Source organism: Acetobacter farinalis, from assembly GCF_011516935.1.
GTDB lineage: Bacteria > Pseudomonadota > Alphaproteobacteria > Acetobacterales > Acetobacteraceae > Acetobacter > Acetobacter farinalis.
In genome coordinates this window covers 131,860-143,853 of sequence record NZ_WOTF01000003.1, presented here as the reverse complement: position 1 = coordinate 143,853, position 11,994 = coordinate 131,860, and the positions used below count along the sequence as shown (strand labels likewise).

Sequence of the window (11,994 nt, the reverse complement as noted above, 5' to 3'; positions counted from 1 at the left end):
GAATGAGGAAAGGTTTTTTTCTGGTTTTGGGTGGTCTGATGGTGGCGGCCACTCTGGCAGACTCCGGGGCCGCCCGGGCGGCTGGTGCCGCTGGGGCATGGGCAGCACCTGCGGCCTGCGGGGCTGAGCCTGCCGCGCCGTCTGTCGATGTTTCTTCTGTCGAGCACTACAATGCCAGCGTGGATAAGGTGACGGCGTATGAAAAGGCGGCCCGCGCCTACAATACCTGTGTTGCACGCTCCGCAAACAAGGAAGAAACCGCCATCAGCAATGAGGCGCGGGAAAAAATTGCCCATATTCATGAAGGCAGTGCTGCGGTGCAGAAGCGGATTGCCGCGAATTTTGTGCATCTGACAGCCTCCCTGAAAGCGGCCAGCGCAAAATTTGGCGGCGGCGCGCACTAAACGCACACCGGAGGCACGCACCGGGGCACACACTGCGCACGCGTTCTGTGTGCCTCGTACGTTAAGGGGTGTCTTTCTTGCGGGTGCCTTGTATGATGCGTGCGCGTAGGGCAGAAGTGCCGGTTACGCACGCACCATAGTTCAGAACGGGAACCAGCCAGACGTGGCAGACGATGTTTTCAGGGAAGTTGATGACGAATTGAAGGCTGAGCGCCTGCGTCAGGCCGCGCGCCGCTATGCCGGGCTGGGGGTGGCGGGTCTTGCCGTCATTCTGGCCGGGGCTGGTGCATGGTCCTGGCATGTGTCCAGCCTGAAGTCTGCCTCTCTCGCGGCAACGGGCTCCTATCTTGCCGCCCTGCGCGAGACAGACCACCTTCCGCCCGCCCCCATGACGCTGACCCCGCTGGGTGAAACCGCGCAGACCGGGCTTGCCGCCCTCCAGAAGCTGGCGGCCACGGCCCCCACGGGTGTGGCAACGCTGGCCAGAGTGCAGGAAGGTGCCGTGCAGGCGGCCCATGGTGATGTGAAGGGTGCGCTGGCGGCATGGAATGCCGTGCAGACTGACCAGAATGCGGACCCCGTGCTGCGCGATCTGGCAACACTTTTGTGGTGCCAGAAGCAGCTTGATGCGGGAGACCCGGCAACATTGCGTTCCCGCCTTTCCCTGCTGACGGGCACCGGCAAGGCATGGAATGGTCTGGCAACAGAGGCTCTGGCCGTGCTGGACATGCGTGAAGGGCATCTGGACGAAGCCCGCAAGAAATTCGCAGCGCTGGCCACAGCGCAGGACGTTCCTTCGGGCGTGCGGAACAGGGCGCAGGCCCTTTCCCAGGCTCTTGATCCGGCGGCAGGGTAAGGCACCATGAGCAGCAAAACACGTTCCGGTTTTTATGGTCGCACGTCTGTGGCCCGCAGAAAACTGCTTGCCGGGGCAGCCATGATGCCCGTTCTGGCGGGCTGCAGCCTGTTTGATGAAGATGAAAAGCCCATTCTGGCAGGGCACCGTACGGATGTGCTCTCCGGTGGGGCCGGGCTGGTGGTTGATAAGGAAGACCACACGGCCATTACCCTCCCGGAAGCCATTTCCGTATCGGACTGGCCGCTGGTCGGGCGCGTGACCTCACATGTGGGCAGCAATTACCGCTGGGGTGGCCTCCGCCCCCGCTGGACGAAGGATATCGGGGCCGGAATTTCCGAGCCGGATCTTCTGGCCTGGGCTGCTCTGGGCGGGTTCGGGCGCGGGCTGATCCAGTCTCCGCCGGTGGTGCATGATGGCCGCCTGTTCATCATGGATGCGCAGTGTGTGGTGCGAGCCTATAGCTGGCCCCATATGGCGCACCTGTGGACCCTCAACCCCAAGCCGAAAAAGCTCAAGTCCAGCAATGTGGGCGGCGGTGTCGGGGTGGATGGAAACACCGTTTACATCGTGGATGGTATTTCAGAAATTCTGGCCGTGGATGCAGCCAGCGGGAAGGTAAAGTGGCGTTCCGATTTTGGTACGCCGGGCCGTTCCGCACCGACCATTGTGGATGGCCGCGTCTTTTTCGCCACTATTGATGAGCGCCTGTTCGCGCTGGATGCCGCAACGGGCAACCAGCTCTGGTCCTATGCCGCGACAGCGGCGGATACCACTGTTTTCGGCCAGCCGGCTCCGGCTGTGGTGAACGGGGTGGTTATTGCCGGGTTCGGCGGGGGGGATCTTGTCGCCTTCCGTGCGGAAAGTGGCGAGGTTGTCTGGAGCGATATGCTGGGCAACGTGGGCAGTCAGGCCAACACGCTGAACCTTACCTGTGTGCGCGGCATGCCCGTGGTGGTGGACAGCACTGTCTATGCGATCAGCATGGCGCAGGTGATGGCCGCCGTGGATATCCGGACAGGCCGGCGCCTGTGGGAACGCGCGGTAGGCAGCCAGAACAGCATTCTGTGTGTGGGAGACTGGCTCTATGTCCTGTCTCTTGATGACCAGCTTGCCTGTGTTGATCGTCTTTCCGGCCATGTGCGCTGGCTCACACAGCTCCGCCGGTTTGAACGGGTGGATGTGAACAAGAATATTGTGACATGGATTGGCCCGGTCATGGCTGGCGGGGAACTGGTCTGTGTCAGCACCATGCCGCGCAACGGCATTGTACGCGTCAATCCGGTAACTGGTGGTATCATTTCAGTGGATTCGACGGATCAAGTTTCTTTTGTCCCCCCTATTGTTGTCGATGAGCAGATGCTGATTGTCACCAACGACGGAAAGCTTCGCTCTTATGGCTGATCGCCGGCGGCCCATGCGGCCTGTTGCGCCTCTTCCCTCTGCTGATCTTCCTCTGGTCGCCATTGTTGGCCGTCCGAATGTCGGGAAGTCCACGCTGTTCAACCGCCTTGTCGGGCGGCGTCAGGCTCTTGTGGCCGATACGCCCGGTGTCACGCGTGACCGTAAGGAAGGTGTGGCTCTTCTGCGGGGCCGCTCCATCCGTCTGGTGGATACGGCGGGGCTGGAAGAGGCCGCGCCCGAGAGCCTGTTTGGCCGGATGCGCGCGTCTTCCGAAAGTGCTGTGCATGAGGCGGCCCTTGTCCTGTTCTGTATTGATGCGCGGGCGGGCATTACCCCGTCGGACGAGCATTTTGCGGCATGGGTGCGCAAGCAGGGCCGCCCGGTTCTGCTGGTGGCCAACAAGGCCGAAGGCCGTGCCGGGGCAGCCTCTGCCATGGAAGCCTATTCTCTGGGGCTGGGGGAACCGGTTGCGGTTTCCGCGGAGCATGGGGAAGGTCTGTCTGATCTGATGGGTGAAATTGTCGAGCATCTGCCGCCTGAGCCGGAAGAAGATTTTCCGGAAGAGGATGATGCCTTTGACGATGAAATCGTGGAGGGGGACCCTGAGGAAGAGCGTATTCCTGAACGCCCGGTTGGCCCTGTGCGGATTGCCATTATCGGGCGGCCCAATGCGGGAAAATCAACCCTTCTGAATGCCCTGCTGGGTGAAGAGCGGATGATTACCGGCCCCGAACCCGGCCTGACGCGCGATTCTGTGGCTGTCACGCTGCATGATGAGGGCGACGTGTTCGAGGTGGTGGACACGGCCGGGCTGCGTCGCAAGGCGCGGATTGATGAAGCGCTGGAAAAAATGTCTGTTTCAGCCTCGATTGAAGCCCTGAAAATGGCGGAAGTGGCTGTGCTGGTGCTGGACGCCACGCTGGGTGTGCATGAGCAGGATCTGCAGATTGCCCGCCTGATCGAGCGTGAGGGCCGGGCCTGTGTTCTGGCACTGAACAAGTGGGATGCGGTTGAGGACAGGACTGCAACCCGCAAGGCCATTCTGGACCGGCTGAGCATTTCTCTGGCGCAGATGCGTGGTGTGCCGGTGGTGACGTTCTCCGCCCTCACCGGGGCTTCTGTGCACCGGCTTCTGCCTGCCGTGCGGGAAGCCTGTGCTGTGTGGAATGCGCGTGTGCCAACAGGTGAGCTGAACCGCTGGTTTGAAGCCGCGTTGGAACGGCATGCCCCGCCGCTGGTGGACGGACGCCGCCTGAAGCTGCGGTATATGACACAGGTTAAATCCCGCCCGCCGACGTTTGTTATTTTCGGAACCCGCGCCGAGCAGATGCCCGAAGATTACAAGCGCTATCTGGTGAATGGCCTGCGTGAAACCTTTAACCTGCCGGGCGTGCCAATCCGCCTTCAGACACGCGGCACGAAAAACCCGTACGCCAATTCCTGAGCATACGGGTTAACCGCCCTGAACGGGGCCGGGTTTATAAAATACGCTTCCAGCTCCGGCCTGAGACAATCAGGCTGGTCTGGAAGTTTTTTTATGGGGAAAGCGTTCATTCAGCCGCGCCTGAAGGCCGGAAGAGCAGCCTTGCCGGGCTGCCCTGAAAAGCTTTTCAAGCGGTCTTGTCAGTGAATGATCCATGAGAGAGGCAGGCAGATCAGCAGACCGAGCACGGCGATGATTGTTTCAATCATGGTCCAGCTCCGCAGGGTCTGGGAGAGGTTCATGCCCAGATATTCCTTCATCTGCCAGAATCCGGCATCGTTCATCAGGCTCAGTCCTACCGAACCAGCCCCTGTCACCAGCACCAGAAGCTCAGGCGAGACAGAATGCGAGGTGGCCAGAATAGGCCCCACGATGCCGGATGCCGTTGTGGTGGCCACCGTTGCGGAGCCTGTGGCAATGCGCACCAGCAGGGCCAGCAGCCATGCCAGAACCAGCAGGGGCACGTGGGCGCCAAGGGCAAGGTCTGTCATGGCGTGGGAGAGGCCGCTGTCAATCAGTTCCCGCCCGAAGCCGCCGCCTGCGCCAATCAGCAGCATGATGGTGGCTGTGGGGGCTAGGCATTCATTGCTGAAGCGCAGGATGGTCTCGCGCGAGAGGCCGCTCAGGCTGCCCAGCAGCCAGAAGGACATCAGCGTGGCCACCAGCAGGGCAATATCCGTATTGCCCAGAAAATGCAGAACCCGGTAGGGCAGGGCCGTGGGCGGCCAGACAAGTTCAGCCAGTGCGCCGCCCAGCATCAGCACCACGGGCATCAGCAGGGTTGCGCAGGACAGCATAAAGGAGGGCAGCTTTTTATGCTCGCTCTGCCCGGTGAACTGGGCTTCCAGAGATGTCGGGGCCAGATCGCCGATCCGCGGCGCGATGTACCAGGCGTAAACCGGTCCAGCTACAGCGGCGATGGGTGTCCCGATCACGATCCCCCAGAACAGGGTGCGGGCCGTGTTGGCATGATAGGCGGTAATGGCCAGCAAGGTTGCCGGATGCGGGGGCAACATGGCGTGCGTGACGGAAAGGGCCGCCGCCATGGGGAACGCCAGAAACGGCAGGGGCACCGCATTGCGCCGTGAGAGGATGATAACCAGCGGGATAAGCAGGACAAACCCGACTTCAAAAAAAACAGGGAGCCCTACCAGCAGGCCGATAACCATCATGGCCCAGTTAAGCCGCTTTTTTCCCGAAATCCGGGAAATGGTCAGGGCGATCTGATCCGCACCTCCGGTTTCCGCCAGAATTTTCCCCAGCATGGTGCCAAGGGCGACAACACCCGCCACATGCCCCAACACATGGCCCATGCCATTTTCAAAGGAGGAGATGGCCTGTTGCGTAGGCATGCCTGTGGCAAGGGCTAACCCGACAGACACGATAAACAGCGTGACGAAGGGGTTGAGACGCACCACGCCGATAAAGAGCATGAGCATCACGATGGCGAGGGTCGTCAGACCTGCGGCGAGCAAGGGTGTCATCCTGAGAGGATGGAGCGAGCCTGACAGTTTCTGTCAACCATTTGCTTCAAAATGACGTAGCGGTTCGTTTTGCCAAGAAAATCGCAAGTAAACGGATGAGTAAGGAAAGAAAAAGAAATTTCTTCTATTCATCAAGTAAATAGGTCAGGCCGTCAGGAGGAACACAATCGCGTGTGGACATGCAAAGAAGTGTCGTCCCTCCGTTGTTATAGGGCAGAGACTGGCGCGGTCATAGTCTGGCCTTTCCCTTTAAAGCTTTGAATGGCACAGAAGCCCTTCGGCGCAGGACGTTATGAGCCAGAAAAGGAGCTGTCAGGCTGATGAATGAACGTGCGCAGGCAGGAGCAGGGTCTTCCTCCCAATCGGAAATCACGGATGGTCTGTCAGGGGCGGCCCGTACTTGGGCCATGCTGGCTGTCTCTCTTTCCGTTTTTATGGCTCTGCTGGATTACGCCATAGCCAATGTGGCGCTGCCCAATATCGCGCGTGATCTGCATGCGTCTTCTTCCGCCTCCATCTGGGTGGTCAATGCCTATCAGCTTGCAGGGCTTGTCTCCCTGCTTCCTCTGGCGGCAGTGGGAAGCAAGGTCGGGTTTTCCCGGCTGTGCCAGTTCGGGATTATGCTGTTCATGGGGGCATCCGTGCTGTGTGCGGTGTCTACCACCCTGCCAGCACTGGCTGCGGCGCGTGTGCTGCAGGGTATTGGCGGCTCGTGCATTCTGAGCGTGAATATCGCACTTATCCGCTATATCTATCCGCATGCGGAAATCGGGCGCGGTATTGCGCTGAATGGCATGGTGGTGGCCATGGGCGTGGCCCTTGGTCCAACGGCGGCGGCGGCCATCCTTAGTGTGGCCTCCTGGCCCTGGCTGTTCTGGGTTAACCTCCCGCTTGGGGCTGCCGCCCTGATCATGGCGTTTGTCGCACTCCCGGTAACACCCCGGAGCACTGCCCGCCCTGATATTATGAGCAGCGTGCTGTGCATGCTGGCCTTTGGTGCACTGGTGATGGGGGGAGATGGTCTGGCGCATCAGTCCGGCATTCTGCTGTCCTGTAGCCTGCTTGTGGTGGGGCTGGTGTCCGGCCTGTTGCTGGTCCGGCGGGAAAGCGGGCTGCCGCAGCCCATTCTGCCGGTGGATATACTGCGCAAGCCGGATTTTGCCATAGCCTTCACAACCGGCCTGTTCGGCTTTGTGGCGTCTAATTTCTACATCATCTCCATGCCCTTCATGCTGCATGACGTGCTGGATATGGGGCCAGCGGCCACGGGGCTGCTGATCACGCCGTGGCCGATCGGTATTCTCTGTTCGGCTCCTCTGGTGCGGCGGCTGGCGGATACGGTGTCCGCCGGTATTCTCTCCTCGGTGGGCCTGCTGCTGACGGCGACGGGCTTTCTGCTGCTGTGGATGATGCCAGCGCATCCGTCCGCCTTTGATGTTGTCTGGCGGACAGGGGTGGCCGGGTTCGGGTTTGGTCTGTTTCAGCCGCCCAATAATCGCGCCATGATGGTCTCGGCCCCTCGTAAGCGGGCAGGGGGCGCAAGCGGGATGGTGCAGGTTGCCCGTCAGACAGGACAAACCTTTGGCGCTATGGGGGTTGCGGCTTTTTTTGCGATTTTTGCGCACAGGGCGGCGCATGACTGCCTGCTTATGGCAGCCTGTATTGGGGTCGGGGCGGCCTTGCTGAGTTCCAGCCGCCTGCTGTTCTTCCGGAAACAGGCCGCGCATTAAGGCCGAGCCGGAGAAAGGGCTTCAGACAAGAAAGGGCTGATAAAGAAAAGGCTGGCACGCGGAGAGCGGCCAGCCTGGCAGGCGGGAGCGGAATTGGGCGGTCAGATTTCGCTTTCACCAAAAATACGGGTGATGTCGCCCATCCATGCGCCATAATAGCGATCAAGCCAGCGTTCTGCCTGAGTAGGAGCGCCAGCGGCCAGAGCGGTAAGGGGGGCAAGGTAGACCCATTCTTCCCGCTCATTCTCATCCACAAAATTACGGGCCTGAAGACCATCCATGGCGATGCCAATCATCTGCGCCGCCAGATCCCGCACCGTGCCATCGCCCCAGGGCGTGTTCAGCGCCTGAGAGGGCACCAGAGCGCGCAGCTTGGCGTAGTCTTCCCACGGGCGTTCACGCACCAGTTCGTAGGCGGCTTCCAGAGCGGCATCATCATACAGCAGGCCAACCCACAGGGCGGACTGGGCCACCATCATCTCAGCCGAGCCCGCATCCGCACCGCGCATTTCCAGAAACTGCTTGAGCCGTACATCAGGGAACGCGGTGGAGATGTGATTTTCAAAGTCAGCCAGAGTGGGGGTGACATCCTCCAGCCCGTCCTGACGGTCTCCGTTCATCCAGGCGCGGAAAGAGCGACCGGAGACATCACGCATCTTGCCATCACGGATGATGAAATACATGGGCACATCCAGCATCCATTCCGCATAGCGCTCAAAGCCGAAGCCTTCTTCAAACACGCAGGCGGGCATGCCGGAGCGGGCGTTGTCCGTATCTGTCCAGACGCGGGCGCGGTTGGAGAGGTAGTTGTTCGGTTTGCCCTCAACGAAGGGGGAGTTGGCGAACAGGGCGGTTGCAACGGGTTGCAGGGCCAGAGAGACCTGCATCTTGCGCACCATGTCCTGCTCGGACCCGAAATCCAGATTGACCTGCACGGTGCAGGTGCGCTGCATCATGTCCAGCCCGAGCTTGCCAACCTTGGGCATATAGTCGCGCATGATGGCGTAGCGGGATTTGGGCATCCATGGCAGGTCCGCCCGTGTGGCTGTGGGGTGGAAGCCCAGCGGGCTGAAGCCCAGCCCCAGTTTGCGCGCCAGCGGCCGCACGGACTCAAAATGCGCGGCCAGTTCTTCCGCCGTTTCATGCAGGGTGCGCAGGGGAGCGCCAGACAGCTCGAACTGCCCGGCGGGCTCCAGTGAAATTCCGCTTCCTGCGGCTTCCTCAATGCCTTTCAGGCCAATAATCTTGCCTTCATCCAGAATGGGCTGCCAGTCATCCGGCTCCACTTCCTGAAGGCCGTTGAGCATGTTTTCTATGCCGTTCGGGCTGTAGGGCGGGGTGGAATAGGGGGCGCGGCCTGCCTGCGGGTTGGTGCCATTGGCTGTGGCTTCCGGGCGAACCCAGCCAAATTTTTCATGCTCTGTGCCAATGCGCCAAGAGTCACGGGGTTTGCACCCTTTGGCAAAAACTTCGGCCAGCTGGAAAACTGAGCGAACGGGTGTATCGTCGTGAGCGTCGGCGTGAGACATTAGAAATCACTGGTCCTTGAAAGACAGCCCGGCGGCGGAACCCGGGCCAGAACGGAAGTAAGACTATTCTGACTGATCCTGAGCGGAGCGCAAGCCATCACCCATGAGCGCGAGCCCCGCGGCAACTGCCGTATCCGCCCGCAAAACCAGCGGCCCCAGAGAAATGGGGATGATGGTCGGGCGTGCAAGAAGGGTCCGGCATTCGGCGTCTGAAAATCCACCTTCCGGGCCAATCAGCAATCCATCTCCCGCGCGGGCGTCCCGCAGGGTGTTGCGCAGGGAGATGCCCCGGTCTTCAGCGCGCTCCATGGCTGTAAACAGCCGGGCCTCCTCCGGCCAGCTCCCAAGAAGGCTGGCCAGTGTGCGGGGGGCTTCAATGGTCGGGATGTCCAGCCGTTCGCACTGCTCTGCGGCTTCGGTCGCGATGGCCTCCAGCCGTTCCGGATTGATGCGGTGGGTGTTGGTGCGTTCGGTCGTGATAGGCAGGAAACGCGTGACACCCAGCTCCGTGCCCATTCTCAGGACCATATCCGTTGCATCGCGCTTGAGAAGGGCAAAGGCCAGAACAAGGTCTGGCTGAGGGGAGGGGGTGCGCAGGCGCTCCGTGAGCGTGAGGCTGCCTTTGTCCTTGCGGATGTCCCCCAGAGTGGCCAGCCATTCCCCCATTTCCGCGTTGAACACACGCACGGAGTCTCCCGCAGTCTTGCGCAGCACGGTGCCCAGATAGCGCGCCTGTGGCGGGCTGAGTGGCAGGCTGCTCCCCGCGGCGGCCGGGGTGCCGGTGTTGCTCTGGGGGATAAAAAGGCGGGGGAGATGTTCAGGGGCGCTCATGACATTCACGCTGACGGGTGGGGCGATGTCCGTGTCTAGGCGTGAATGGGGGTGTGTGCAAAGAGGTTCATGCCGCGGGCGAACTGTGGCATATCCCCGCCGGCAGGGTGGTCTCCTGAAGGGTGTCTGGCAGGTCAGGCGGCTTTCGGGCGCTTTATGCTCTCTGCTGCCCTGAGTTTGCTGCCCTGAGTTCGTAAGGATCCGCGTGTATCGTGCCAATGCCCTCCGGTCATACTGATATCCGCTCAACGGGCTGGATTGCCCGCCTGCCGCCTGCTCTGCGTCCGTATGCCCTGCTGGCGCGGCTGGACCGGCCCATCGGCACCTGGCTGCTGTTCCTGCCGGGCGTGTGGGGCATTCTGCTGCCGCAGGGTGTGCCTGCGGCGGAACGTGTGCGGCTGATTATTCTGTTTGGTATTGGCAGTCTTGTCATGCGGGCCGCAGGCTGCGTTGTGAATGACATGTGGGACCGGGATATTGACCGGCAGGTGGCCCGCACCGCCGGCCGCCCGCTGGCCTCCGGTGCGTTGCGCATGCGGCAGGCGGTGCTGTTTCTCGCCATTCTGCTGCTGATTGGTCTGGCTATCCTTCTCCAGTTGAATGGCCTGTCTCAAATTCTGGGGGCGTCTTCCCTTGTGCTGGTGGCGCTGTATCCGCTGGCCAAGCGGTTTACCTGGTGGCCGCAGCTGGTCATGGGGTTTACCTTCGGGTTCGGCGCGCCGCTGGGGTATGCGGCGGCGGCCGGGCATCTCTCCTTCGCACAGATGGCGCTGTATGCCGCCACCATTGTCTGGCAGCTCGGGTTTGATACGATCTACGGCTTTCAGGATATGGAAGATGATGCCCGCATTGGTGTGAAGTCTACCTCACGCCTGATGGCCGGGCGGGCGCGGGCCTTTATTGGCACCTGTTACGCACTGATGGCGCTGCTGCTGGGGGGTGCCGCCGTGCTCGCGGGGCTGGGTGTTCTGTTCTGGCCGGTGCTGCTGCTGCCGCTGGCCCTGTTGTGGTGGCAGGTTGTGGGTGTGAATCCGGCTGATCCGGCTCTGTGCCTGACGCAGTTTCGCGCAAACCGGGAAATCGGTCTGGCGGTGGCGCTGGCCCTGCTGGCGGGGCTGGTGGTGGTCTGAACTCTGAAAATGCGAAATATTTGCATTATTTAAGAACGAATTGAGATTTATCCTGAATTTGTATATGAGGGGCGGATGCGTAAATTCACCGCCCTGACCGAACAGGAAATTCTCGCTCTGGCCATTTCCAATGAGGAAGAGGACGGACGCATCTATGCTGATTTCTCCTACAGCCTGCAGGAAAATTATCCCGACACCGCAAAAATTTTTGCGGACATGGTGCGGGAGGAAGATGAACATCGGCGGCATCTGATTGATGTGTATGTCCGGCGTTTTGGTGAGCATATTCCGCTTATCCGCCGGCAGGACATTGCCGGGTTCATGTCGCGCAAGCCCGCCTGGCAGGTTCAGGGGCAGGGGATTGAGGCCGTCAGGCGCTATGCGGAAGATATGGAGCGTGATGCCGCCCGGTTCTACCGGCAGGCCGCCCTGCGCACGCATGATGCGGAAACGCGCAAGCTGCTTGGCGACCTTGCCACCGCTGAGGATGAGCATGGCCGGACAGCCAGTGACATCGCCTCCCGCCATCTGACGGACGACAAGCGCGGCGATGAGGATGAAAACGCCCGGCGGCGCTTTGTGTTGCAGATTGTCCAGCCGGGTCTGGTTGGCCTGATGGATGGCTCGGTTTCCACACTGGCTCCGGTTTTTGCGGCAGCCCTAGCAACGCATGACCCGCACAGCGCCTTTCTGGTCGGGCTTGCGGCGTCTCTGGGGGCAGGCATTTCCATGGGCTTTGCTGAAGCCCTTTCGGATGATGGCGCATTGTCTGGCCGAGGCAAGCCGCTCATTCGTGGTCTGGTGTGTGGCGCCATGACCATGGCGGGCGGGATCGGGCATACGTTGCCGTTCCTCATCCAGTCTTTCAGTGCGGCCATGGCCGTGGCCATTGCGGTGGTGGTGGTGGAACTGTTCCTGATTTCATGGATCCGCTGGCGCTATCAGGACACGCCGTTCGGGTCCGCCATTGTGCAGATTGTGTTCGGGGGCGCTCTTGTTTTTCTGGCAGGTGTGCTGATCGGCAGTTCCTGAGCGCACGCCTCTGTTATCCGGCTGCGGCAGGTGCCATAATAAGCGTGCCATAATTAAAGGCCCGGGCAAGATGTTTGCTGGTGGCCTGTGGTCACCAATGGGAATGACAGC

The 11,994-nt window shown here is 61.0% G+C and carries 10 protein-coding genes; 7 read left to right on the top strand and 3 right to left on the bottom strand.

The window, feature by feature from the left end:
- Positions 1 to 2: 2 nt before the first annotated feature.
- From GOB82_RS05560 to der, 4 genes are all read left to right on the top strand, one after another.
- A complete protein-coding gene (locus GOB82_RS05560; protein WP_166120763.1) occupies positions 3 to 404 on the top strand; it encodes a hypothetical protein in 402 nt (133 codons plus the stop codon).
- Between the two features lie 163 nt (positions 405 to 567).
- A complete protein-coding gene (locus tag GOB82_RS05555; protein ID WP_166120761.1) occupies positions 568 to 1,260 on the top strand; it encodes a hypothetical protein in 693 nt (230 codons plus the stop codon).
- A gap of 6 nt (positions 1,261 to 1,266) precedes the next feature.
- The gene (locus GOB82_RS05550) at positions 1,267 to 2,664 is read left to right on the top strand and encodes a PQQ-binding-like beta-propeller repeat protein (protein WP_166120760.1); all 1,398 of its coding nucleotides are present in this window, start codon (positions 1,267 to 1,269) and stop codon (positions 2,662 to 2,664) included.
- Positions 2,657 to 4,108 (top strand): ribosome biogenesis GTPase Der, encoded by a 1,452-nt coding sequence (gene der / locus GOB82_RS05545; RefSeq protein ID WP_166120758.1) that lies wholly within the window; start codon positions 2,657 to 2,659, stop codon positions 4,106 to 4,108. Before GOB82_RS05550 ends, der begins: the two co-directional genes overlap by 8 nt.
- A gap of 179 nt (positions 4,109 to 4,287) precedes the next feature.
- On the opposite strand, the gene GOB82_RS05540 is transcribed toward der, so the two are convergent.
- Entirely contained in the window at positions 4,288 to 5,631 is a 1,344-nt protein-coding gene (locus GOB82_RS05540) for a GntT/GntP/DsdX family permease (protein WP_166120756.1), read from the bottom strand.
- A 320-nt stretch (positions 5,632 to 5,951) separates the two neighbouring features.
- Between GOB82_RS05540 and GOB82_RS05535 the strand changes: the two genes are divergently transcribed.
- Positions 5,952 to 7,361, top strand: a complete 1,410-nt coding sequence (locus GOB82_RS05535; RefSeq protein ID WP_166120753.1) for an MFS transporter — start codon at positions 5,952 to 5,954, stop codon at positions 7,359 to 7,361.
- A 101-nt stretch (positions 7,362 to 7,462) separates the two neighbouring features.
- Here the strand turns inward: GOB82_RS05535 and GOB82_RS05530 are convergent, their stop codons facing one another.
- On the bottom strand, positions 7,463 to 8,890 hold the full coding sequence (locus GOB82_RS05530; RefSeq protein ID WP_166120750.1) for a glutamate--cysteine ligase: 1,428 nt from the start codon (positions 8,888 to 8,890) through the stop codon (positions 7,463 to 7,465).
- A gap of 63 nt (positions 8,891 to 8,953) precedes the next feature.
- Positions 8,954 to 9,721, bottom strand: a complete 768-nt coding sequence (locus GOB82_RS05525; protein WP_166120748.1) for a 16S rRNA (uracil(1498)-N(3))-methyltransferase — start codon at positions 9,719 to 9,721, stop codon at positions 8,954 to 8,956.
- Between the two features lie 218 nt (positions 9,722 to 9,939).
- Here GOB82_RS05525 and ubiA point away from each other — a divergent pair, with 218 nt between their 5' ends.
- Together ubiA and mbfA are read left to right on the top strand one after the other, a co-directional pair.
- The gene (gene ubiA, locus GOB82_RS05520) at positions 9,940 to 10,851 is read left to right on the top strand and encodes a 4-hydroxybenzoate octaprenyltransferase (protein WP_166121100.1); all 912 of its coding nucleotides are present in this window, start codon (positions 9,940 to 9,942) and stop codon (positions 10,849 to 10,851) included.
- Between the two features lie 75 nt (positions 10,852 to 10,926).
- Positions 10,927 to 11,883, top strand: a complete 957-nt coding sequence (gene mbfA / locus GOB82_RS05515; RefSeq protein ID WP_166120745.1) for an iron exporter MbfA — start codon at positions 10,927 to 10,929, stop codon at positions 11,881 to 11,883.
- The last annotated feature ends 111 nt before the right edge of the window (positions 11,884 to 11,994 follow it).